The sequence below is a fragment of the Streptomyces sp. CNQ329 genome (genome assembly GCF_000482585.1).
In genome coordinates this window covers 336,785-359,713 of record NZ_KI519460.1, presented here as the reverse complement: position 1 = coordinate 359,713, position 22,929 = coordinate 336,785, and the positions used below count along the sequence as shown (strand labels likewise).

At 75.0% G+C, this 22,929-nt stretch carries 21 protein-coding genes and 2 pseudogenes; 6 read left to right on the top strand and 17 right to left on the bottom strand.

What is annotated here, in order from left to right:
• Nucleotide 1: 1 nt before the first annotated feature.
• The 9 genes and pseudogenes from I003_RS0131080 to I003_RS0131040 form a co-directional block, all read right to left on the bottom strand.
• The gene (locus I003_RS0131080) at nt 2-745 is read right to left on the bottom strand and encodes an ABC transporter ATP-binding protein (RefSeq protein WP_027774986.1); all 744 of its coding nucleotides are present in this window, start codon (nt 743-745) and stop codon (nt 2-4) included.
• A gap of 268 nt (nt 746-1,013) precedes the next feature.
• Nucleotides 1,014-1,376 carry a hypothetical protein gene (locus I003_RS36330; protein WP_158689060.1) on the bottom strand — a complete coding sequence of 121 codons (363 nt, stop codon included), beginning with the start codon at nt 1,374-1,376 and terminating at the stop codon, nt 1,014-1,016.
• A gap of 221 nt (nt 1,377-1,597) precedes the next feature.
• Nucleotides 1,598-2,443, bottom strand: a complete 846-nt coding sequence (locus tag I003_RS0131070; RefSeq protein WP_027774984.1) for a 4'-phosphopantetheinyl transferase superfamily protein — start codon at nt 2,441-2,443, stop codon at nt 1,598-1,600.
• A 60-nt stretch (nt 2,444-2,503) separates the two neighbouring features.
• Nucleotides 2,504-3,658 carry an MFS transporter gene (locus I003_RS0131065; protein ID WP_027774983.1) on the bottom strand — a complete coding sequence of 385 codons (1,155 nt, stop codon included), beginning with the start codon at nt 3,656-3,658 and terminating at the stop codon, nt 2,504-2,506.
• Nucleotides 3,659-3,663: 5 nt separating this feature from the next.
• Nucleotides 3,664-4,161 (bottom strand): GNAT family N-acetyltransferase, encoded by a 498-nt coding sequence (locus I003_RS36620; RefSeq protein ID WP_486584490.1) that lies wholly within the window; start codon nt 4,159-4,161, stop codon nt 3,664-3,666.
• A pseudogene (locus I003_RS36615) lies at nt 4,151-4,546 on the bottom strand (type III PLP-dependent enzyme); the annotation flags it as partial. The pseudogene I003_RS36615 and the gene I003_RS36620, both read right to left, overlap by 11 nt.
• Nucleotides 4,543-4,821: pseudogene (locus tag I003_RS36610) on the bottom strand (DUF6271 family protein); the annotation flags it as partial. The pseudogenes I003_RS36610 and I003_RS36615, both read right to left, overlap by 4 nt.
• Entirely contained in the window at nt 4,803-5,891 is a 1,089-nt protein-coding gene (locus I003_RS0131045; RefSeq protein WP_027774979.1) for a phytanoyl-CoA dioxygenase family protein, read from the bottom strand. The pseudogene I003_RS36610 and the gene I003_RS0131045, both read right to left, overlap by 19 nt.
• Before the next feature lie 44 nt (nt 5,892-5,935).
• Nucleotides 5,936-7,474, bottom strand: a complete 1,539-nt coding sequence (locus tag I003_RS0131040) for a glycoside hydrolase family 3 N-terminal domain-containing protein (protein WP_027774978.1) — start codon at nt 7,472-7,474, stop codon at nt 5,936-5,938.
• Nucleotides 7,475-7,830: 356 nt separating this feature from the next.
• Here I003_RS0131040 and I003_RS0131035 point away from each other — a divergent pair, with 356 nt between their 5' ends.
• Both I003_RS0131035 and I003_RS0131030 read left to right on the top strand, forming a co-directional pair.
• The gene (locus I003_RS0131035; protein ID WP_027774977.1) at nt 7,831-8,478 is read left to right on the top strand and encodes a DUF427 domain-containing protein; all 648 of its coding nucleotides are present in this window, start codon (nt 7,831-7,833) and stop codon (nt 8,476-8,478) included.
• A 119-nt stretch (nt 8,479-8,597) separates the two neighbouring features.
• Nucleotides 8,598-8,912, top strand: coding sequence for a hypothetical protein (locus tag I003_RS0131030; RefSeq protein ID WP_027774976.1), 315 nt, complete (start codon nt 8,598-8,600; stop codon nt 8,910-8,912).
• A gap of 12 nt (nt 8,913-8,924) precedes the next feature.
• On the opposite strand, the gene I003_RS0131025 is transcribed toward I003_RS0131030, so the two are convergent.
• Nucleotides 8,925-10,049: an aminopeptidase P family protein gene (locus I003_RS0131025; RefSeq protein WP_027774975.1), complete on the bottom strand. Its 1,125-nt coding sequence runs from the start codon at nt 10,047-10,049 to the stop codon at nt 8,925-8,927.
• Between the two features lie 170 nt (nt 10,050-10,219).
• Here I003_RS0131025 and I003_RS37230 point away from each other — a divergent pair, with 170 nt between their 5' ends.
• A complete protein-coding gene (locus tag I003_RS37230; RefSeq protein WP_486584489.1) occupies nt 10,220-10,351 on the top strand; it encodes a hypothetical protein in 132 nt (43 codons plus the stop codon).
• Nucleotides 10,352-10,370: 19 nt separating this feature from the next.
• Complete coding sequence (locus tag I003_RS0131015) at nt 10,371-10,967, top strand: TetR/AcrR family transcriptional regulator (RefSeq protein ID WP_027774974.1); 597 nt, start codon at nt 10,371-10,373, stop codon at nt 10,965-10,967.
• A 56-nt stretch (nt 10,968-11,023) separates the two neighbouring features.
• Here I003_RS0131015 and I003_RS0131010 read toward each other — a convergent pair whose 3' ends face one another.
• Nucleotides 11,024-14,206: a BTAD domain-containing putative transcriptional regulator gene (locus I003_RS0131010; protein ID WP_027774973.1), complete on the bottom strand. Its 3,183-nt coding sequence runs from the start codon at nt 14,204-14,206 to the stop codon at nt 11,024-11,026.
• Between the two features lie 307 nt (nt 14,207-14,513).
• Between I003_RS0131010 and I003_RS0131005 the strand changes: the two genes are divergently transcribed.
• On the top strand, nt 14,514-15,776 hold the full coding sequence (locus I003_RS0131005; protein ID WP_027774972.1) for a hypothetical protein: 1,263 nt from the start codon (nt 14,514-14,516) through the stop codon (nt 15,774-15,776).
• Nucleotides 15,773-16,339: a hypothetical protein gene (locus I003_RS35890; protein ID WP_051368671.1), complete on the top strand. Its 567-nt coding sequence runs from the start codon at nt 15,773-15,775 to the stop codon at nt 16,337-16,339. The genes I003_RS0131005 and I003_RS35890 overlap by 4 nt, the downstream gene beginning before the upstream one ends.
• 9 nt (nt 16,340-16,348) lie before the next feature.
• Here I003_RS35890 and I003_RS0130995 read toward each other — a convergent pair whose 3' ends face one another.
• The 6 genes from I003_RS0130995 to I003_RS0130970 form a co-directional block, all read right to left on the bottom strand.
• Entirely contained in the window at nt 16,349-16,669 is a 321-nt protein-coding gene (locus I003_RS0130995; RefSeq protein ID WP_027774971.1) for a tetratricopeptide repeat protein, read from the bottom strand.
• A 267-nt stretch (nt 16,670-16,936) separates the two neighbouring features.
• On the bottom strand, nt 16,937-17,818 hold the full coding sequence (locus I003_RS0130990; protein ID WP_037722292.1) for a universal stress protein: 882 nt from the start codon (nt 17,816-17,818) through the stop codon (nt 16,937-16,939).
• Between the two features lie 216 nt (nt 17,819-18,034).
• Nucleotides 18,035-18,751, bottom strand: a complete 717-nt coding sequence (locus tag I003_RS0130985) for a branched-chain amino acid ABC transporter ATP-binding protein (RefSeq protein ID WP_027774969.1) — start codon at nt 18,749-18,751, stop codon at nt 18,035-18,037.
• 8 nt (nt 18,752-18,759) lie between these two features.
• Nucleotides 18,760-19,581, bottom strand: a complete 822-nt coding sequence (locus I003_RS0130980; RefSeq protein ID WP_027774968.1) for an ATP-binding cassette domain-containing protein — start codon at nt 19,579-19,581, stop codon at nt 18,760-18,762.
• Nucleotides 19,578-21,671: an ABC transporter permease gene (locus tag I003_RS0130975; protein WP_027774967.1), complete on the bottom strand. Its 2,094-nt coding sequence runs from the start codon at nt 21,669-21,671 to the stop codon at nt 19,578-19,580. The genes I003_RS0130980 and I003_RS0130975 overlap by 4 nt, the downstream gene beginning before the upstream one ends.
• 1 nt (nt 21,672) lies before the next feature.
• Nucleotides 21,673-22,884, bottom strand: coding sequence for an ABC transporter substrate-binding protein (locus tag I003_RS0130970; RefSeq protein WP_027774966.1), 1,212 nt, complete (start codon nt 22,882-22,884; stop codon nt 21,673-21,675).
• Between the last annotated feature and the right edge of the window lie 45 nt (nt 22,885-22,929).

Sequence of the window (22,929 nt, the reverse complement as noted above, 5' to 3'; positions counted from 1 at the left end):
GTCAGACCGTCGCTTTCGGTTCCAGGTGGCCGCGCAGCCGGCCCGTGTATTCGGTGAAGACGGGGTCGTCCAGCACCTCGCGGGTGCGCGGCCGGGGCAGGGCGACGTCGAGCGTCTCCAGGAAGCGGCCCCGGTCCAGGCCCATCACGTGCACGGTGTCGGAGAGGAAGACCGCCTCGGCGATGGAGTGGGTGACGAAGACGACGGTCTTGCCGGTCGTCGCCCAGATCTCGGCGAGCTTCAGGTTCATCTCGTCCCTGGTGATGGCGTCCAGGGCGCCGAAGGGCTCGTCCATCAGCAAGATGGCCGGGTCCATGGCCAGCGCCCGGGCGATGGACACGCGCTGCGCCATGCCGCCGGACAGTTCGTGCGGCAGCTTGTCCTCCGCCGCGGCGAGGCCGACCAGTTCCAGCGCCCGGCGCGCCGCGGGGGCGGCGTCCGCGGCGCGCTCGCCCGCGGCGATCTGCCGCAGCATGCTCGCGTTCTGCAGCGCGGACTTCCACGGCAGCAGCGCGGGCCGCTGCGGTACGAGGCCGATGACGCGGTCCTTGACCGCGTCCGCGGCCGGCCGCCCGCCGATCCGCACGGTACCCCGAGTGGGTGCGAGGATGCCGCCCAGGATCTTCAGCAGCGTGCTCTTGCCGCAGCCGGAAGGGCCGAGCAGCGTGACAAAACTTCCGGGGGTGATGTCGAGGTCCAGGTTCTCCAGAACCGTCTGTTCCTGCTCGCGCCGAGCAAAACTCATCGCGATACCCTGCGCTGAAATCCCCATGGATTCCATGGAAAAGCTCCTCTCCGCGCATCACAGCGGCACCGGAGTTGGCAGTTCGGGTTATCACTGTCTAAGAATGTGTTATCAAGCACGCTAGGCACGGCACCCCGGGGCCGTCAAGGGAGGAAACATGGATTTCCCTCGGGCGCCCCAGCACGGACACACGAAGGGGTGGCCGGAGCGCCGGTGTCCACCGGTGCCCCGGCCGCCCCTCCATGCGGACGGCCCGCTGCCTCGCCGGCTACAGCGCGGTCTCCCGCACGAACCGCAGCCGCGCGTAGTCGCCGTCGTCCGCGGACAGTTCCGGGTCGTCGTGCGGCCGGAGCCGGCGCGGTGTGCCGCCGGCGGCGCGGCAGGCGGCGGGGAAGGTGACGACGGCGCCGTGGCCGGCCGTGAACCGGCGCTCGGCGTCGTCCACCGCCGCGGTCAGCGCCGCACCGCGCACCCCCGCGGCGCGCAGCCGCGCCACCGTGGCGGCGGGGGTCTCGACCGTGCCCTTCCCGCCGCCGTCGAGGAGCGCGGCGAGGCCGGCGAGCGGCGGGGTTCGAGGCGTTCGCAGGCGAGGACGACGAGGGTGGAGTCGCCCGCCGCCCCGCCGAGTCACTCGCCGAGCCGGCGCACCGGCAAGACGCGTGTGGGCAGGGCCTGATCGGCACCGGGGCGTTTCCGGGCAGGGCACCACCTTCAGCCGTACGCCGGGCAGTTCCCCGGGCGCGCGGACCAGCAGGAGGCGGGCCTCCCGGCGGGCCATCCGCTCCAGGACGGCGAACCGAGCCGGAGGGCGGAACCGGAATGAGCCGGAACGGCCGTTCTCACGGCAGCGGATCAGGGAAATCCCGTGCCGCTTCCGCGGATGTCCCCGGCGGTGTCCCCGGCGCCCGCGCGCTCCACGGCCAGCGCCCCCGCGTGGCCGTTCCCCGGGGCCAGATCGACCAGGTGCCAGCCGGGTACGGCGGTGGAGACGTCGTCCGCGTCGAGGGCGCGGCCGAGGCCCACTCCGAGCCCTTTGAGGTACGCCTCCTTGCGCGTCCACAGGCGCGTGAACGCGGCGGACCGCAGTTCCTCGGGCGCCGCCCGCACCACGGCGCGCTCCGCCGGGTGCAGCCGCTCCACCAGGCCCGGGTCGGGCGGCGTGCCCGGGACCGGCTCCACGTCGACGCCCACCCGGCCGGGCGCGACCGCGACGAGTACCAGCCCGCCGCCGTGCGAGAGCGAGAACTCGGGGCCGCCCGCCGGATGTTCGAGCACCGGCCGGCCGTGCGGTCCGCCGCACCGGGGGCATGCGCGCCGGCCGAAGCGCAGCGCCGCGGGCGCGGCGCCGGTCAGCTCGCCGAGCAGCCGGCGCAGCGCGGCGTGGGCGACGCCGTAGCGGATCCGGTCCGCCGGGCGCAGGAAGCGCGCGTGCCGCCGCAGTTCCCCCTCGTCGAGCGCCGAGAGGTCCGGCTCCGCCCCGGGCCCGGCGTCGAACGTCCACACCCGCGCTCCCCCGGGCAGCCCCGGCGGCCCGGGGACGCCGGGTGCGGTCCGTACGACCGCGACGGCGCCGCCGGCCGCGTCCTTGCCCCGCACCGCCGCCCCGGGAACGTCCCCGGGCGCCTCCCCGGGTACGTCCCGGTCCGCAGCCGTCCTCTCGTCCGGCTCCGGCGACCGGCCCCGCGCGTGTGTCGCCACGCCGACCCACCCCCGCTTCGAACAGCCTTTGTGTAGTGCCCCGTTCGCGCCCGCCGGCGCTCAGGCCCTGCTCAGCGCAGGCCAGCGTATACGCGTCGTGCACAGCGAGACGAGCAGGGCGGACACGGCGACGGCGCCCATGCCCCACGCCAGCCCGGCGGCACCCGCGATGAAGCCGATCACCGCCGGCCCGCCCAGCAGCCCCGTGGTGCCCATCGACGCCACCAGCGACAGCGCATCCGGTCCCTCCCGGGCCGCCGCGACGTAGACGCACGGCGTCACGGCCGCGACGCCCAGTCCGACGCACGCGAACCCGACCAGCGCCGGCACCACCCCGCCCGCGAGCACCGCGACGGCGAGCCCGGTGCCCGCCAGCGCGCTGCCGAGCCGCACCACGGGGCCGTCGCCCCAGCGGGTGCGCCAGCCCTCGGCGAAGAGGCGGGCGAGGACCATCATCACGGAGACCACCGCGATGCCCAGCGGCGCGACCTCCGGCGCCGCGTCGGCGACGTCCTCCAGATAGAGCGTCGACCAGTCGTTCATGGCGCCCTCGGTGACGGTGCCCAACGCCATCGCGCACCCCATCCACAGCGTGACGCGCGCCGGCCGCCGGCGGCGGCGGCGCTCCTTGTCCGGCTGCCGGAAGCCGTCGTCGGGCGGCAGCCCGGTACGGGCGACGGCGAGCATGGCGACGAGCAGCACCGCGGCCACCGCGAAGTGCGCGGCCGGCACCGCGGTCACGGTCTGGACCAGGGAGGCGAGCAGCGCCGCGGCCAGCGACCCGGCGCTGAACGTGGCGTGCATCTTCGCCATGGCCGTGCGCTCGTGGATCCTCTCCAGGACGGCGCCCTGCGCGTTCATCGCCACGTTCAGACAGCCGACGGCGACGCCGTCGGCGGCGGCGACGGCCAGCGCGACCGGGTAGCCGGGGGCCGCGGCGAACGCCGGCAGGACCAGCAGCAGGGCGCCCGCCGAGGCGAACGCGAGCCGTTCGGCGCCCATCGCCTTCATCAGATGGGCGACCAGCGGGAAGGACACCGCGGCGCCCGCACCGCAGGCCATGAGCAGCAGCCCCAGCTCGGTGGCCGTCAGGTCCAGTTCGTCCTTGATCCACGGCAGCCGGGACACCCAGGTGACGTACTGGAAGCCCAGGAAGCAGAAGAGCGCCGCGATCGCCACCTGGGCCCGGCGGAACTCGTCGCGTATCGGCGGCATCGTGATCAGCCCGCTTCCCGGGACATGGAGACCGCCCGCGGGCCGTAACCGGCCGGGAGTGCCACCCCGGGGTGCGGGCGGTAGCCGCGGCGCGTCCAGAACACCGCGGTACCGGCGACGGCGACGAGGGAGATCCGCCGGTACCGCCGCGCGCGGGCGGTGGCCGTGAGCCGGGCGAGGAGACACGTGGCCAGCCCGGTGCCGCGCAGCCGTTCGGCCACGACGATGTCGTGCAGGTGCAGGTTGTCGGTGGCGTGCCCGGCCTCCTCCGCGCCCCGCAGCTCCGGGCAGCGGAACTCCGGGTACGGAAGCGCCAGCAGATAGCCCTCCGGCGCGCCGTCGGCGTCCAGGACGAAGCAGGTGCCGGGCGAGGCCCGGCCGCGGGCTGCGAGCGCCTCGCGGCCCTCGGTGAGCGCGCGGTCGGCGTACGCGCGGTCCTCCAGTGCGGCGATGGCGCCCCAGTCGTGCGCGGCGATGTGCCGGATGCGCACCTCAGCCGGCACGCAGGCAGGTGTGCGGTAGCGGGCCATAACCGTTGAACCCCCGGGTCAGGTAACTGACGGCGTACGCGCCGCTGGACAGGATCCACACCGGATCCCCGGACGCGGCGGCCCGGGGAACCTGTACCGGCACGCGGCCCTCCGCCACGACGTCGTCGCTGTCGCAGGTGGGGCCGGCGACGACCGCCGGCACCAGCTCCGCGGCGACGCCGTGGGAGGGGAACACCAGCGGGTACTGCAACCGGTCCACCTCGTACAGGCCGTTGAACTTGCCGCAGCTCAGGAAGAGCCAGTAGCGCCGCTCCCCGTCCGCGCGCCGGCGTGAGGAGAGCCGTGCGACGTGCGCCCGGATCGCGCCGTGGTCGGCGACCAGGTGCCGGCCCGCTTGTCGGCGCCGGCGACCCGGGCGCGGCGGAGCACGGCGGTGAGGAACGTACGCTGCTCCGCCTCGCCGAGATGGTGCACGACGACGCCGGGAACGGGCGGCAGCCCGGCGACGGCGGCGGCGTGGCCGGCGCGGTCGCGCTCGGCGGCGGAGTCGAGGACGAGGAAGTGGACCTCGACGCCGAAGCGGGCGGCGGCGTGGGCGGCTTCCTCGTGGACGGCGGCGATGGTGGCCGCGCAGGCGCGGTTCGTGGGCAGCGTCAGGCAGATACGTGCCACGCCCGCTCCCCGGTCTGCTCCGTCCGGTCCGCGGCCGTCCCGGCGTCCGGCGCGGGCGGATGCCAGGAGTCGAGCCCGAGGAGCTTGCGGCCGAGGCCGGTCAGCTCGGCCGGCCCGTACCGCTCCGACTCCTGCCGCCGCGCGTCGCCGAGGAGAGTGGCGTTCCAGTCGGGGGTGGACAGGGTGCGCCAGGACTCCACGCGCGAGCGCCGCAGCCGCTCGTGCTCCTCCAGGGCGGGCATCATCGCGAGGTACTGCACGGCGCGTACGCCGCCGTCGGAGGAGTTCAGGGCGACGCCGTGGGCCAGCAGCCCGTTCCAGAGGAGCAGGTCGCCGGCGGCCAGCTCGGGGCGTACGACGGGGAACTCGGCACGGTCGGTGTTCGGCCGGACCGGGTCGCGGCCGGCGGGCTGGGCGAGCCGCCACTTCTCGAAGTCGCGGAAGAGATCGGGCGCGCACTGGAAGCCGCCGTGGTCGGGGCGGGTGTCGTTGAGGGCGATGATGCCCTGGACGCGTTGCGGGAGGACGGCGAGGGTGGTGTCGACGTCCCAGTGCAGTTCGATGTCGAAGCCGGTGTCGGCGGGCTCGATGAGGGCACGGCTGCGGTTGCGCACGTTGGGCGGATTGAGGTGCAGCCGGTCGAGGGTCACCCACAGCTCGTCGCAGTCCCACACGTCGGCGAAGGCGTCGTAGACACGGCGGGTCTGGCGGCTGTCCCAGATCAGCTGGTGCTGGTACGCCTCGACGAAGCCGTACACGTGCAGGTCGCGATCGAGGTCGGAGCGGAACTCGCGCTCCTCGTACCAGGTTTCCGGCCGGTCGGGGTCCAGGCCCTGGAAGTCCCACGCGAAGTCGAGCAGCAGGGCGGCGGCTTCGGCGGGTATCGCCTCCCTGACCACGACGTAGCCGGAGGTCTGCCAGAACGCGAAGTCCTCTTCGGAAAGCACGCGCAGGGGCCGGGACTTGCGGATGTCGCGTAACGGGGTGCGGGCGAGGTAGGACTCGCCGTCGGCGCTGCAGTACGGGGTGCCGGAAGCGGCACGGTACAGGTACGGGCCGGGGTCGGGCATGGAACGTTTTCCTCCAGAGGGTGGAACCCTGCTACGTGCCGGCGTCACACGTCGCCGGTGAGAACCTCGGCCGCGGCGATGCCGGAGACGCGCGTGGCACCGTGCGTCGACAGATGCACGGCGCCGAGCCGGTCCTCGGCGGGCAGGCCCATCTCGACGACGAGCGCGTCGGGCCGCCGCCGCACCAGGTCGGCCAGCGCCTGCCACATCCACGGGTGGCGGGCCGCGTCCCTGACGACGACGACCAGTTCCCGGCCGTCGGCCGGACGCAGCGCCTGCCCGTCGAGCACGTCCGCGGCGCCCCCCGGGGCGCCGGTCAGCTCGGACTCGCCGAGGCGCACCGACGTGGTGCCGGGGCGCAGGGCGCGCAGCGGGCCGGCGACGCCCCAGGGCGTGCGGCCGTCGATGGCGAGGCTGGTGACGGGGGCGAACTCGACGACGTGCGGATCGCCGGCGAGCGGGAAGCGGGCCGCGCCCGCCGGGCCGTGGTGGACCCGGACCGCGCGGCGGGCGGCGAGGAGGCCGATCTCGTGGCCGGCCCCGTCGCCGCGGGGGTCGCCGGCCGGGACACTGCGGGTCAGCGCGGCGGACCAGCCGGCGAACTCGTGTACCCGGGCAGCGGCTTCGGCGAGCCGCTCCTCGGGCAGGCTGCCGTCGCGCACGGCGGCGACGATGGCGTCCGTCAGGTCGGTGGTGACGGATTCCTCGGCGCTCTCGCCGCCGACGCACACGGCGTCGGCGCCGCCGGCGAGCGCGCGGACGGTGGCTCCCTCGATGCCGTACAGGTCGGAGACGGCGCCCATCTCGATGCCGTCGGTGACGACGAGCCCGGTGAAGCCGAGTTCGTCGCGGAGCAGGTCGCGGATGATCCGGGGGCTGAGGGTGGCGGGGAGGCTGTCGTCGTAGGCGGGGATGAGCATGTGCGCCGTCATGACGGTGCGGACGCCGGCCTGCATGGCGGCGGTGAACGGCGGCAGCGCGGTACGGGCGATCTCGCGGGCGTCGGCGGAGACGTGCGGCAGTCCGTGGTGGGAGTCGACGCTGGTGTCCCCGTGGCCGGGGAAGTGCTTGGCGCACGCGGCGACACCGGCGGACTGCAGGCCGCGGATCCAGGCGGCGGTGTGCCGGCAGACCAGATCGGTGCGGGCGCCGAAGGAGCGGACGCCGATGACGGGGTTCTTGGGGTTGGAGTTGACGTCGGCGGAGGGCGCGTAGTTGAGCGAGACGCCCATGGCATGCAGTTGGCGGCCGATGTCGTACGCGACCTGCTCGGTCAGCTCGACGTCGTCGACGGCGCCGAGGGCGAGGTTACCGGGGCGGGTCGCCCCGGTGCCGGCCTCGATCCGGGTGACGTCACCGGCCTCCTCGTCGATGGCGATGATCAGGTCGGGGTTCTCGGCGCGCAGCGCGGTGGTGAGGGCGGCGACCTGCTCGGGGTCGGCGATGTTGCGGCCGAAGAGCACCACGGAGGCCAGCCCTTCGCCGATTCTGCGGCGCAGCCAGTCGGGCGCGGTCGTGCCCACGAACCCGGGCTGGAGAACCGAGTTGGCCAGCCGGGCGAGTTCGGGGTTGTTGGCTGCCATGGAAACCTCCGCGGGAGCAGGGGCGGGACGGCGGCCGCGGCGGTACTGCGGGCCGGGCGCGCGACGGGTGCGGACGGGGTGAAGGGTGTGTCGGAAGGGGCTGAAGCGGCACGAGAAGACTTGGTACAGACCAATGCCGGATACTGGCCTATACCAATCGGGGGTGTCAAGGAAGCCGGCGATCCGAACGGAGGCGGAATGCCCTGCTCCGCAACGGTGGGGGGACGGGAGGGGGCCCGCAACCACACGCGGCGGGCCGCGCACCCGTGCGTTCTCCCGGACGGGAAGTCCGGGCGCGCGGCGGATGTTGGCACTGACAGGCTTTGACAGATGGTGACCGTTGAGCGGGAGGGACGATGGCGACCTTCGGGACCAGGACCTGGGAGCCGAGCGAGCGGTGGGTGCGCGGCAGGCTCGGGGGCGAACTCGTCGTCGACAGCCGGGCTCCGCTGCTCGTGCGCGAGGCGGGCAGGCCGTCCGTGACGTACGCCTTCCCGCGCGGCGACGTCCGCGCGGACCTCGTGCCGGACGCGGTGCGGGCGTACGACGGCGACGGGCCGGCGGACCACGTGTCGGTGCGGTGGTCGGCGCTGGACCACTGGTACGAGGAGGACGAGGAGCTGCCCGCCGGCCCGCGGGATCCGTACCACCGGGTGGACGTGGTCCGCAGCGCACGGCACGTGCGGGTCTCGATCGACGGGCAGGTGGTCGCCGAGTCGCACAGGCCGCTGGCGGTCTTCGAGACGGGGCTGCCGGCACAGTTCTACCTGCCGCCGGAGGACGTGCGGCTGGAGCTCTTCGAGCGCACGCACACACGGACCGGGTGCCCGTACAAGGGCTTCGCCTCGTACCGGACGTACCGCGGCGCGGGGACGCCCGAGCGGGCGGACGTGGCCTGGTCGTACGAGGAGCCGCTCCACGAGGTGGCGCCGCTGGCGGGGTACGTGGCGTTCTACGCCTCGGTGGCGGACGTCGTGGTGGACGGGGTGAAGCGGGCCGGCTGAGCGGGGGCCCCCGGCGGCCGCGGCCACGACCTGCGAAGCCGGCCCGCCGGCGGGACAATGACGCCGTGGGTGGCGCACGCGGCGCGTGTGCGTCCGACAGCGAACCCCGGAGGTACCCCATGGCCGCCCAGCCCAGCGACCCCGTCGTGGCCGCCTTCGTCTCCGCGCTCAACGCCGGGGACAAGGACGCGTTCTTCGCGCTCCTGACCGACGACGCGACGATGACCGACGACGGCGTCGAGCGCGACCTGGCGGCGTGGACCGACAAGGAGATCTTCTCCTCCGCCGGCCATATGGACGTCGAGTCCGTCGCCCCGGACAGCCGGTCGCTCGTCGCCACGTACACGAACTCCACCTGGGGCGCCATGCGCACCCGGTGGTCCTTCACGGTCGCCGGCGACCGCATCAGCCACTTCGACACCGGTCAGGCGTGAACCGCCGCCCGGCTAGGAGACGATCGCCATCTCCCGCGGAGTGTCGTTGAGCCGCCGCCCGCCGCTCCCGGTGACGGTCACGATGTCCTCGATGCGTACGCCGAAGCGCCCCGGCAGGTAGATGCCGGGTTCGACGGAGAAGCACATGCCGGGCACGAGCGGCTGCTCCTCACCCTCGACCATGTACGGCGGCTCGTGGGTCGTGGTGCCGATGCCGTGCCCGGTGCGGTGGATGAAGTACTCGCCGTAGCCGGCGTCGGCGATGACCCGGCGCGCCGCCCGGTCGACGTCCTGGCAGGCGGCGCCCGGCCGCACGGCCCGGAAGCCGGCCTCCTGCGCCGCGCGCACGATGTCGTGGATCTCCCGTTCCTCGGCCGTGGGCTCGCCGACGTGCACGGTGCGGGTGGTGTCGGAGCCGTAGCCGTGGACGAGGCCGCCGAAGTCGAGGACGACCATGTCGCCGTCGCGGATGACCCGTTCGCCGGCCTCGTGGTGCGGGTCGGCGCCGTTGGGCCCGGAGCCCACGACGGTGAAGTCGACCTGGGAGTGGCCGAACCGGCGCAGCAGCGCGGCCAGGTCGGCGGCGACGTCGGACTCCTTGCGCCCGGCGAAGCGCGCCTTCCTGATCTCCACGTACGCGGCGTCAGCGGCGGTGCCGGCCGCGGCCAGCCGGGCCAGTTCGGCGTCGTCCTTGACGGCGCGCAGCATCGGCAGCCCGTCGGAGAAGGAGACGTACGCGGATTCCGGCAGTTCGCGCTGGAGCCCGAGCAGGTGCAGCGCCCAGGCGTCGTCGCTGACGGCGTACCGGCCGCGGGGGTCGAGCAACGGCGCGGTCACGGCGTACGGGCTCGTGCCGTCGGCCCAGTCGCGCAGGGCGAGGACCGGCCCGCCGGCCGCCTTGGCGGCGTCGCCGGCCTCCAGCTTCGGCACCACCAGCACCGGGTCCGCCCCGGGCACGAGGACGAGCAGGGTGAGCCGCTCGGTCGCGGCGGGCGGCGCGTAGCCGGTGAGCCACACGAGGTCGGGCCCGGGGGCGACGAGCAGCCCGGAGAGCCCGGCGTCGGCGGCGGTGCGGGCGGCGTGCCGCATGCGGGCGCGGTAGTCGTCGGCGGTGAACGGGGCGAAGTCGCCGGTCATCAGGGGCTCCTCGGTGCTCGTCGGCTCGCCGGCGGGGTGGGCCGGGCCTGGGACGAACGTACCCCCGCACCCACCCGGAGGCACGTAATGCAAGTCATCTTGCGTTAGAGGCCGGCCGCGCCGTACCTTAAAGCAAGCATTACTGCGTTAACTGCTCAGGAGGCACCCCGATGGTTCTCACCCCGGACTTCTGGACGCTCTTCACCCTGTTCGCCGCCGGCGGCATGGGACTCACCGCCGTGACCGCGGCGCTCGTCGCCGCACTCCCCCGCGCCCACGCCGAACGGCCGGCGCCGCACTGAGCTGCGCTACGTTGGCGGGATGCCGGAAAGCAGCCGCCAGCCCGCCACCGCCGCCCGCAGAACGGGCGGCCGCAGCGCCCGCGTACGCGCCGCCGTGCTGCAGGCGACGGTGGACGCCGTCCTGGAGCACGGCGTCGACGCGCTGTCGATCGCCGGGGTCGCCCAGCGCGCCGGCGTCCACGAGACGTCGATCTACCGCCGCTGGGGCACCAAGTCCGCGCTCGCCCTCGACGCCGTCCTCGACCGCACGCGCACCGACCTGCCCACCCCCGACACCGGCACCCTCAGGGGCGACCTCCTCGCCCTCCTCCACGGCACCGCCGCCTTCGTCCGCACCCCGCTGGGCGGCCTGCTGCTGCGGATGGCCGTGCAGGAGGACCTGGCCGAGTACGAGGCGGCCCGCGACCAGTTCTGGACCACCCGCTTCGCGGTCGGCGCGACCGTCCTCGACCGCGCCGAGTCCCGCGGCGAACTCCGCCCCGGCGTCGACCGCCGGCTGGCCTTCGAAGCCCTCATGGGCCCGCTGCACACCCGCGTGCTGCTCACCCGCGAACCGCTGGACGACGCCTTCCTGGAAGGCACGGTGGACCTGCTCCTTGCGGGCATCGGCACCTGACACCGGCCGTCTCCACGAGACGGCCGCTCCTCGACGGCCTCCGTAGCCGGCCGGGTTCACGAACCGGTCAGGCCGTGGTCCCGTAAGAGACGGAGCAGCCTGCCGGCCTCGTCCTCCGCCTCCGCGCTGCGGTAGAGCACGATCGCCCGCGCCGCGAGGCGCCGGGCCTCCTCGATGCTGCCCGAGGTCAAGGCGAGCCGGGTCAGTCCGGTCAGGGCCTGCGCGGCGCTCCGGGGGATGCCCGCGTCGCCGGCCACGCGCAGCACGGACTCGTACTGCTCGCGCGCCGCCGACAGCCGGCCCGACTCCCGCTGGATCTCGGCCGAGCCGAGCAGCGCGCCGGCGCGCTCGTACGGGGTGCCGATGGTGCGGGCGATCCGCTCGGCCATGGAGAAGTGCAGCAGCGCCTCCCCGCGGCGCCCGCCGGCCGCGTACGCGCCGCCCAGGCCCAGCAGTGTGTTCACCTCCCCCAGCGCGTCGCCGGCCGCCCGGTGGCTGGTCAGCGCCCGGTGGAAGGACTCCAGAGCCCGGGAGGTCTGGCCGGTCGCCTGGTAGACCTCGCCCATGTTGGTGGCGAGGATGGCGAGGTCCTGGCGGGCTCCGTAGCGCCGCATCAGGCTCAGGGACTGCTCGTAGTAGTCCAGGGCGGCCTCGAAGTGGCCCTGGAAACGGCGCAGATCGCCCAGGTTGTTCAGCGCCCTCGCCTCCCCGTACCGGTCACCGAGCATCCGTTGCAGGTTCAGCGTCGTACGGGCGGTGCGCAGGGCCTCGGCATGCCGGCCGCCGTGCAGGAGAGCGAGGCCGCGTACGTTCAGGCAGGACGCCTCCCCGTGCCGGTCGCCCGCGCCGCGGAAACCCTCCAGCGCCGCGTCGAAGGCCCCCAGTGCCTCCTCGACGCCGCCGACCGCGAGCTGGGCCCGGCCGGCCTGCAACAGTGCGTCCGCGCAGCCCAGTTCGTCTCCGCCGCGCCGGAACTCCGCCAGCGCCTCGCGCGCGCTGCGAAGGGCCTCCTGCGGGCTCTCCTTGGCGAGTTGCGCCGCGCGGTCCACCAGCGTCCGGGCCAGCGCGGCGGTCCCCCCGCGGGTGCGCAGGATGGCGAGTGCCGCGTCGTAGAGCGCCTCGGCGGGCTCACGGGCGCCCCAGCGGTCCAGGGACGGGGCCAGCACGTGAGGGAAGAGCGCCGCCGTCGCCGGGGACCGGGTGGTGGCGTGGGCGGCGGTGGCGAGGAGGTTGGCCCGTTCCACGGAGAGCCACACCGACGCCTCGTCGGCGTCCGCGAACTCCGGTGCGTACGGGGAGACCAGATCCGGCGGCAGGGGAAGGAGGCGGTGGTGCGGGTGGGCGAGGCGGGTCGCGCGGTGGGCCCCGGTCAGGTAGTGCGCGGCGAGGCGTGCGAACGCCGCCTGCCGCGCGGCCGGGCTGACGGCGCGCAGGCCGGCCTGACGGCCGAAGGCGCCGATGAGGTCGTGCAGGCGGTAGCGGTCGCGCACGGGCTCGTCCAGCAGGTTGCAGTCCTGCAGTTCGTCGATGCTGCGCCGCGGCCCCGCCGGGGGGACGCCCGTCGGGGCACCCACGAGTGCCAGCACCGCGCTCGGCGTCAGGTCGGGGCCGGGGGCCAGGGCCAGGGCACAGAGCATCTCCCGGGCCGGGGCGCTGAGTTCCTCGTACGACAGGCGGAACGCCGAGGCCACCGCGGCGTCCAGCTCTTCCAGCGGATCGGCGGCCTGGCCGAGCCGGTCGAGGAGATGCGGGAGGTCCCAGGAGCCGCGGTGCCGGAAGCGGCCCGCGAGCAGTTGGACCGCGAGCGGGTGGCAGCCGCAGGCGGCGACGACCTCGGCCAGCGTCGCGCCGTCGCCGGGCAGCCGGGCCGAGCCGACGATGCGGGTGAACAGCTCCGCCGCCTCCGCCGCGGCCAGCACCTCCAGTTCCAGCGACTCGGCGCCGTCCAGCCGCAGCCGGTTGCGGCTGGTGACGATCGCCCGGCAGTCCGGCGAACCGGGCAGCAGCGGTTCGACCTGAGCGGCGTCGCGGGCGTCGTCGAGGACCAGGAGCAGCCGCCGGCGCGCCGTCCACTCCCGCCACGCACTCGCCCGCTCGTCCAGCGTGTCCGGCGTCTTCGGCGCCCCGCAAGTCTGCAGCAGCACGGCGAGCGCCTCGGCCGGGTCGTACGGCTGCTGGCCGCTGAAGCCGCGCAGGTCGAGGAAGAGCTGCCCGTCGGGGTACGCGCTGCCGAGCGCGTACGCGACGTGGACGGCCAGGCTCGTCTTGCCGACGCCCGGCATCCCCTGGATCACGGTGAGCGGCAGCGCCCGCTTCTCCCGCCGGCCGGGCACCGCCCCCGGGCCGGCGCCCGCGCCCGTGGCGGCGAGGAGCAGCCTCAGTTCGCTCGCCCGGCCGGTGAAGTCGAGGGTGTCGCGCGGCAGGTTGGTGGGGGGCGCGAGCGTCACGGCCGCGTCCACCGGGGTCCCGGCGGCGGGAGTGGGGGCGGCGAGCAGTTCGCGGTCCTGTTCCAGGATGCGCTGGTGCAGGTCCCGTAGCTCCGCCGAGGGCTCCATGCCCTGCTCCTCCTGAAGCCGGCGGTGCGTGGTGCGGTAGAGGTCCAGGGCATCGACGTGCCGGCCGCAGCGGTACAGCGCCAGCATGAGGGAGGCGACGAGCCGCTGGGCGAGCGGGTTCTCCGCCACCAGCTCCTGTAACTCCCCGATGAGATCCGAGTGCCGGCCCGCCTCCAGCTCCAGCCGGATGCGCTGCTCCCGCACCCGGCGCAGGTCCTCGGCCAGCCGGGCGCGGGTCGAGGCCGCCCAGGTCCCCGGGAACTCGGCCAGCGGCTCTCCCCGCCACAGAGATTCAGCGGCGCGCAGAAGGGCGACGGCCCGCCGGCGTTCGCCGTGGGCGACGGCCGTCGCGCTCCGGGTCCGTAACTCCTCGAAGCGCAGCAGGTCGACGCTGCCGGGCGTGACCCGCAGCCGGTACAGGCCGGGCGAGGGGCGCTCCAGCTCGATCGTGTCCTTGTACGGCTTCAGCTTGGTGCGCAGCCGCGAGAGCATGCTCTGCAGCGTGCCCTGCGCGCTCGGCGGCGGCGAGCCGTCCCAGATGCGCTCCATCAGTGCCTCGGCCGTCACCGACCGCCCGCGCGCGTGCAGCAGTACGGCCAGAACGCAGCGCTCCTTGACCGAACCGAGGTCGCGGCGCTGCTCGCCCTGCCAGAGTTCCAGCGGTCCCAGAGCCCGTAGTTCCACCCGTCGCTCCACCATCGCCCGGCGGGGCCGTCGCCCCGCGGCCGGATCCCCTCCCGTGGTGGCGGCGCCCCGCCCGCAAGCCGGGGACACCACACCTTTGCCACGCCGGTACGGATGCGCCAGGGGAGCGGGACGGGGCGCACGGATGCGTGCGCCGGGCGCGCAGGAGCCGTCCCGCAGGCGGAGTGCAGGATTCCTGCAAGCCTCGTCCCAGACTCCCGGGGCAGCCCCTCTCTGTGGCCGCGAAGCCACGCGGCCGCCTCGGCCGGGCGATCGGCCGAAGCAGAGGAAACGGGGATCGACAGGGATGAGCATGGCGATACGGGAAGGGCGCTGGCACGTGCCGGTGCGGCTCGACGTCGAGCGGTGGGCGACGAGGCGTACCAGCAGGCGGGTGCTGGTGGTGGTGCACACGGTGACGTCGGGGCAGCGGGTGCTCGAAGCGGTGCGGTTGCTGGAGGGGGACCCGCGGGTGCAGGTCTGCTTCACCGCGGCGCCCGACGTGTTCAGCAACGGAGTGACGGCGTTTCTGGACCGGCTCGGCGGCCTGGTGCTGCCGTGGGACCAGGCGGCGCAGACCAGGTTCGACCTCGCCCTGGCGGCGAGCTACGGCAGCCTGCACGAGCTGCATTCGCCGGTGCTCGTCCTGCCGCACGGCGCCGGACACAACAAGATGGTGCCCGAGCGCCGCCGCGGGCGCCTCGCCGCGGCGCGCGGCACATACGGGCTGGCGCGCCAGATGCTGGTACGCGACGGGGCGGTGATCCCGGAGACCATCGTGCTGTCGCACGAGGACGACCTGGCCCGCCTCGGCCGCGAGTGCCCCGAGGCGCTGCCCGTCGCAGCGGTCGTCGGCGACCCGTGCTACGACCGCATCCAGGCCAGCCGCCCGTCCCGCGCACTGTACCGCGAGGCGCTGCGGGCCGGGGCCCGGCAGCGGCTGGTCGTGGTCTGCTCGACGTGGGGCACGGGGTCGCTGCTCGGGCAGGGCTGGGAACTGCTGCACCGGCTGGTGCGGGAGCTGCCGCGAGAGGACTTCCGGGTGGCCGCGCTGCTGCACCCGCACGTGTGGAACGGCCACAGCGAGTGGCAGATACGAAGCTGGCTGGCCGAACTCGGCCGCGCCGGACTCACCGTGGTCAGCCAGCACGCGGACTGGGTCGGGCCGCTGGTCGCCGCCGACGTGATCGTCGGCGACCACGGATCGACCACGCTGTACGGGACGGCGACGGGCGCGCCGGTGCTGCTGGCCGAACTCAGCGGCGCCGACCTGGACCCGAGCTCGCCCATGGCCGAACTGGTCTCCTTCGCCCCCCGGTTGCGCGCCGACCGGCCGCTGGCGCGGCAGCTCTCCCGCGACGCGCGGGCGTCGGTCCGGCCGCGCTACGAGCACGTCGCCGGCCGCATCACCTCCGAGCCGGGACGGTTCGCGCGGCTGATGCGCGGACTGCTGTACCGGAAGCTCCGGATGCGGGCACCGGGCGGCCTGCCGGGCGCCCCGGTCACCGAACGCGCGGCGCTGCCGCGGCTGGTGCCGCACGACGAGCAGAACGGCACGGTGGTGCCGTGAGGGGCGAGTGGGATCCGGTGTGCGTCGTGGCGGGGGCGGAGCTCACGGCCACGGTGTGGCACATACCGGTGTACGCGGACGAGCCGCCGGCGGGCCCGCGGCTGCGGCGGCACGGCCGGTCGCGGTCGCTGGCCGGCCCGGTGCACCGCGTACGGGTCGAGGCCCGGCGCGGCACCGAATCGCCGGCGGTCGACGAGCACGTGCGCGCCGGGCTGCACGCGCCGGCGCCGTGGCCCCGGGTGGCCGACGTGCTGCTGGTACCGGGCGGCGGTTGCGCGGACGGCCCGGCGGCGGCGAGCCACCCCGGCGCGCTGGTGGTGGCGGCGTACCGGGGTGAGCGGTGCCGGCTGCGGTACGGCGGGCGGGTCCTCGGCCTGCACTCCGCCGTGACGACCGCCGACGCTCCCGGGCCCGGCCGGCGTTGGCACGCCCTGGCCTCGGCGGTCCATGCCTGGGTCGCGGCCGGCCTGCTCGCGGATACGCTCCCCGGGCCCGTACGGCTGCGGACCATGCGCCTGCCCGCAGGACACGACGCCCCGGTGACCGCCGCACCACCGGCCTGACCCGGCGGGTCAACCGCCCTCCAGCCGCCGCAGCCGCTCCCGCACCGCCTCCGCCAGGGGCGACTCGGAGCTGCCTGCGGCGGCGTGGAGGTCCAGCGCCTCCCGGTAGTGGTCCCGGGCCTGCTCGGGCTCACCGCGGCGTTCGGCGAGGATCCCCATGCCCTCCACCGCGCGGGCCGTCTCGAAGTCGGCGGCGATGGCGCGGAACTCGGCCAGGGCGCCGGCCAGGTGGTCCTCGGCCCGGTCCGGCAGGCCGCGTTCGAGGAGGGCGTGGCCCAGGAGGGTGCGGGCGCGGGCGGCGTGGTACGCGTCGCCCGCGTCCCGTAACACGGCGAGCGCGGTCCCGGCGTCCTCGGTGGCAGCCTCGGGGCGGCCCCGGGTTCCCGAGCCGCAGCCAGTCCCTCCGCGTGCGCGGCGCGCCCGTGCGCGTACGACTTCCGGCGAATGCCGCGCAATGGTCCCGCCGGCCCGGACGCCCCGCTCCATACTGGGCTGGCCTGCACGTTCGCGCGGACGAGGCACCGGCGGGCGTCACCCTCCGTACCGCGGGTTCACACGGGTACAGCCGATGCCGTACGGGCCCTGGACCACGCCCGTCTACGGCCGGACCACCGCCACCGGGCAGTCCGCGTGGTGCAGCAGTGCCTGGCTCACCGAGCCCAGCAGCATTCCCGTGAAGCCCCCGCGTCCGCGTGCGCCCACGACCGCCAGAGCCGCCTCGCGGCTCGCCTCGATCAGCGCCTCCCGGGGGCCGCCGCGCAGCACGCGGCGGTCGACGGACACGTCCGGGTAGCGTTCCTGACGGCCCGCCAGTGCCTCGGCGAGCACCCGCTCCTCGTTCGCGGCCAGGTCGCCGGAGCCGCTCGCGTACGGCGCGGCCGGGTCCTGCGGGGGCGGGATCTCGGCCTTCCACGGCGACCAGGCGTGTACGGCGACGATGCCGGTGTCCCGCATCGCGGCCTCGGCGAAGGCGAACTCGATCGCCGCGTCACCCGCCTGCGAGCCGTCCACGCCGAGCACCACCGGGCCCTCGCGCGCCGGTGCACCCGCACCGCGTACGACGAGCACCGGGCAGTGGCCGTGCGCCACCAGGTGGACGGCCGTGGAGCCCAGCAGGAGGCCGGCGAACGCGCCGAGTCCGCGGCTGCCGACGACGGCCAGCGCCGCGCCGCGTGACTCCTCCGCCATCACCGGCAGCGTGTCGCCGGTGACCACGGCGCCCTCGGTCTCGACGTCCGGTTCGGCCTCGCGCGCGTGCCGTACGGCCTCGACGACCAACTGCTCCGCCTGGTTGCGCAGTCCGCCCTCGGGCGGGCCCATCGACGACGGCTCCAGCGGCACCCGCATCATCGGCCAGAAGAAGGCGTGCACGATGCGGAGGCCGGTGCCGCGCAGCCGTGCCTCGCGCGCTGCCAGGGCGACCGCTTCCAGGGCCTCGGGCGACCCGTCGACGCCCACCAGCACCGGTGCACTCACCATCGGCCTCCGTCTGTGCGCGCGGCGCCGTGTGCGCCGCCGGACCCACGTACCGTGCCCCCAGGCTTGCCCACCGCCGCCGGTCCCGCCAGCCGACGGCGGGTGAGCGGGTGAGCGGAGGGTGAGGCGGTGAGGGCGGGCGGGCAGAGCGGCGAGCGGCGTCACCGGCCGGGGGCGCCGTACGGCACGGGGCACCGTCGGCGCCCCGTCCGGGCGTGGTCAGTGCGCCGTCAGCGCCAGCGCCTCGTGCAGCTCCGCCGGGTCCTTGCGCACCGCCGGACCGTCCAGCCTGGCCGTCACACGGCCCGATGTCAGCACCGTCACCGTGTCGGCGCATTGCGCGGCCGACGCCGGGCTCGGCGAGACCAGCAGCACCGCAAGCCCCTCCCCCGCCAGCGTGCGGACCAGGTCGAGGATCTGCCCCACCAGCACCGGCGCCAGGCCCTCCGTCGGCTCGTCCAGCAGCAGCACGCGCGGCGAGCCCAGCAGCGCGCGGGCCAGCGCGAGCATCTGCTGCTCGCCGCCGGACAGGTCGGTGCCGCGGTGGGTGCTGCGCTCGCCGAGCCGGGGCAGCAGATCGAGCACCCGCTCCGGCGTCCAGGGCCGGTGGCCGCCGTCACGGGGCGGCGGGCGGTGGGCGAGGCGGATGTGCTCGGCCACGGTCAGCCGGGCGAAGACCCGGCGGCCCTGGGGTACGAGGCCGACGCCGGCGCGGGCGATGCGGTGCGCCGGGCGGCCGGTGACGTCGTGACCGGCGATCCCGACGGTGCCCGTGGCCGGGCGCAGCAGTCCGGCGACGGTGTGGACGAGCGTCGTCTTCCCGGCGCCGTTGTGGCCGACGACGGCGTGCACGCTGCCCTCGGGGACGTCGAGGTCGAGGTCGTGGAGGACCGTGCCGCCGTGGTAGCCGGCGGACAGCCCGGAGATGCGGAGCATGGGGCGGGTCACCTCTTCGCGCCGGGGTCGTGGACACCGGCGGCACCCGAGGTGCCGCCGGCGGCCGGGGCGTCCGCCGTGGTGGCGGCGTCCAGGTACGCGCTGCGCACCTCGGGCAGCGCGAAGACCTCCCGTACCGGTCCGGAGGCCAGCACCCGCCCGGTCACCAGCACCGTGACCGTACGGGCCAGTCGGGCGACCACCTCGGTGTTGTGCTCGACCAGCAGCACGGCGATGTCGTCGTCCAGGGCACCGAGGACGTCGAGCAGCAGGACGACGTCCCGGTCGGTGAGTCCGGCGGCGGGCTCGTCGAGCAGGAGCACACGCGGCCGGGCGACGAGGGCGGCGGCGAGGTCGAGCAGCCGGAGCTGTCCGTGCGACAGCGAGCCCGCGGGCCGGTCGGCCACCCCGGCGAGGCCCACGTCTGCGAGCCGCTCCGCGGCGGCCGCGGCCAGCCGGCCCCGGCGCGCGGCACGCCGCCAGGCGCCGCGGCGCTCGGGGTGGTGCCGCCAGGAGGCGAGCAGCACGTTGTCCAGGACGGTCAGGTCCGGGATGGCGGTGGGCTGCTGGAAGCTGCGGGCGACGCCGAGGCGGCTGCGCCGTGCGGGTGCGGTACGGGTGACGTCGCGGCCCAGGAAGGCGATGGAGCCCTGGTCGGGACGTTCGGTGCCGGCGATGAGGTTGAGAAGGGTGGTCTTGCCGGCGCCGTTGGGCCCGATGAGGGCGTGCCGGGCGCCGGCGGGCAGGTCGAGCGAGACGTCGTCGACCGCGGTGAGGCTGCCGAACCGGCGGGTGAGGCCGGCGAGTTCGAGGGCGGTGGCTGCGGTCACGTCGTCTCCTTCCGTATCCGGGCCGGTGAGCCCGCTTCGGCCGGCTCGGTGGCAGCCGGTGCAGCCGCGTCGCCCGGGCTGCGCGGCGCGGGCACCAGCCCCCCGGCGCCGCCGTGCCCGCCGCCCGCGGCGGCGGCGCGCGGTGCCCCGGACACCATTGCGGCGAGTCCGCGCGGCAGCAGGTAGACCGCCGCGACGAACAGCGCACCGAGCAGCAGCGGCCCGTGGCCCGGCCACGAACCGGCGAGCCAGTCGCGGGTGTAGACGATGAGCCCCGCGCCCACCAGCGCGCCGATGACCGAGGTGATGCCGCCGATGACGGCCGCGAGCAGCGCGAGCGCGGCGATCTCGAAGCCGACGTCGGCCGGCGAGACGTAGCTCTGCACGGCGATGAGCAGCGAGCCGCCGGCGCCCGCGAGGGCGCCCGCGCCGACGTACGCCACCAGCAGGTACCGCGTCACCGGATGGCCCGAGGCGCGCATCCGCTCCTCCGCCTCCCGCGAGCCGGTCAGCAGCTTGCCGGCCGGCGAGCGCAGCAGCACCAGCGCGAGGGCGACGGTGCAGACGACGACCACGGCCGCGTACTGGTAGATCGCCAGTTCCTCGACAAGCGGCTCGCCGCCCCAGAACGCCTGCGTGGAGGGGAACCCGGCGAGGCCGTCGGTCCCGCCGGTCACGGACTTCCACTGCCCGATGGCGATGGCCGTCAGCTCACCGACCGCGAGGGTGATCATGAGCACCGTGGTGCCGCGGGCGCGGATCACCGCGGGTCCCGTGACCACGCAGAACGCTGCGGCGACGGCGGCGGAGATCAGCACCTGCACGGGCCCGACCGTCCAGTCGCTCTCGGCGAGCTTGGCGGTGGTGTACGCACCGACGGCGAACGGCGCGGTCTGCCCCAGCGTGGGGAGCCCGGCGTAGCCGGTGACCACGGTGACGCTGACCGCGAGCAGACCGAGGGCCAGCGCGTAGCCGGCCAGGGAGAGGGCGTAGGCGTCGAGCATCATCGGCAGGACCGCCAGCACGGCGACGAGGACGGCCAGCGGAGCGGCGGCGCGGGCCGCCGCGGCGGCCCTCCCGGCGCCGCTTCCCGCGGCGGCGGCCTTGGCGGCCTTCGCGCGGCGCGCCACCAGGGCCCCGCGCCACGGCCACGGCACCCGGGCCAGCCCGCGGCGCAGCCGGTCCGCCGGGTCCGGCGGCGGGTCGGCGTCGTGATCCGGGCCGTGCGGCTCGGCGAGCCCGCGCCCGGAGCGCAGGATCAGCACCGCGGCCATGGCGGCGAAGAGCAGATACGGGGCCCAGTCCGGGGCGACGGACACCCCCAGTGTCTGCACCTCGCCGACGCCGATGGCGGCCACCAGCGTCGCCCACAGCGACCGGAGCCCGCCGAGGACGACGACCACGAGGGACAGCATCAGCACCGTGTCCCCGGTGCTCGGCCCGGGGCCGATGATCGGCGCGCCGAGCACACCGGCGGCGCCGGCCAGCGCGCCCGCCGCGGCGAGGACGCCGGTGTGCACGGCCCGGGGGCTGAGCCCCGTGGTGGCCAGCATCTCGGGGTCGTCGGCCGCGGCCCGTACGGCGGCGCCCGCGCGGGTGCGGGTGAGCACCCAGGTGCCGGCCGCGGCGAGCACGACGGCCATGACGATGAACCCGAGCCGGTAGGCGGGGTAGCGGTGGCCGAGGAGGTCGACGGAGGTGTCCAGCGTGTCCGGGACGCGTACCGGCATCTCGTCCGCGCCGAACCCCTCCACGAGCAGGTTGCCGCCGATCAGCGCCAGCCCGAACGTCAGGAGTGCCTGGTCGAGATGGCCCCGGCGGGCGAGCGGCGCCGTCGCCGCAGACAACAGCGCGCCCGCCGCGCAGGCGGCGGCGGTGCCGGCGACGAGACCGAGGGCGAGGCCGCCCCAGGTCCCGTCGCTCAGCTCGGCGCCGGTGTAGGCGCCGACCGCGTACAGCGTGCCGTGTGCCAGGTTGAGCACGCCGGCGGTGCCGAACGCCAGGCTCAGGCCGGCGGCGACGACGAACAGCAGCAGCCCGTAGGCGACGCCGTCGACCGCCGGCACGAGCTGGGCATCGAGTGCCCCCATGTCAGTCGCCGAGCGTGGCCAGGTCCTGGACCGTGACGTTGGAGAGTTGCTCGCCGTCCTTGCGGACCTCGCGCAGGTACCACTTCTGCACCGGTGCGTGCGACTTCTCGCCGAACGCCCAGGTGCCGCGCGGGCTTTCGATCTGGCCGAGGCTGCCGATGGCCTCGTTGATGGTGTCCGAGTTCACCTCGCCCTTCTTGGCCGCGTCCGCGATGGCCCTGTCCAGCACGTGGGCGGCGTCGTAGGACGCCATGGCGTACCCGGTGGGCGGGGTGTCGTGCTTGGCGGTCCAGTCGGAGACGAACTTCCGGTTGGCGTCGTTGTCCAGGTCGGGCACGTAGTTGGAGACGGACTGGATGTCCGCGGCGCCTTCTCCCTGGGCCTGGAGGACGCTGCCCTCGGTCAGCGAGCCGGAGGCGTACAGCGGCAGATCGGCGATGTCCGACTGGGCGTACTGTTTGACGAAGTCGATCGCGGCCTTGCCGGCGTAGAAGGTGTACACCGCCTTGGCGTCGGACCGGGCGATGTCGGCGAAGTACGGGGTGAAGTTGGTGGTGTCGGGGAACGGCGTCCAGGTGGTCTCGCCGTCGGGGTTGGCCAGCTCGCCGCCGATCTCCTCCAGCGTGTCGGTGAAGCCGCCGAGCTGGTCGTAGCCGCCCTGGTAGTCCGGGCCGATCGCGTAGATCGGGCCGTCGACCTCCTCCTTGACGTACGGGGCGATCGCGGTGCCGTAGTCCTTGGACAGGAAGCTGGTGTGCCAGACGCGGCTGACGTCCTTCAGATCCGGCCGGCCGTTGGAGCTGACCAGCGGGATCTTGTTCTGCTCCAGCATCGGCAGCACGGCGTTGTACGAGCCGTTGGCGACGATGCCGGTCATCACGTCGACCCGGTCCTTCTTGACCAGCTTGGTGGCGGCGGGCACCGCCGTGGGCGGTCCGTCGCCCTCGTCGCCCACCGACAGCTCGACCTCGCGACCGCCCAGCTTGCCGTCGTGGGTGTCCAGGTAGAGCTGGAAGCCGTTGCGCAGGTCGGTGCCCACCGCCTCGTAGGTGCCCGAGAGGGCCGCCAGCAGGCCGATCTTCACCGTATCGTCGCCGGAGCCGCTGTCGCCTCCGCTGCAGCCGGCGAGGGCCAGCGAGACGGCGACTGCTGCGGCGGCGGAGGCCCGGGCTCTGCTGCGGCCCGGGCGGCGTATGGATGCATGGACGAACACGATGGCTCCCGAGGGGAAAAACGAGGGATGGGCTGGGATAGGTCC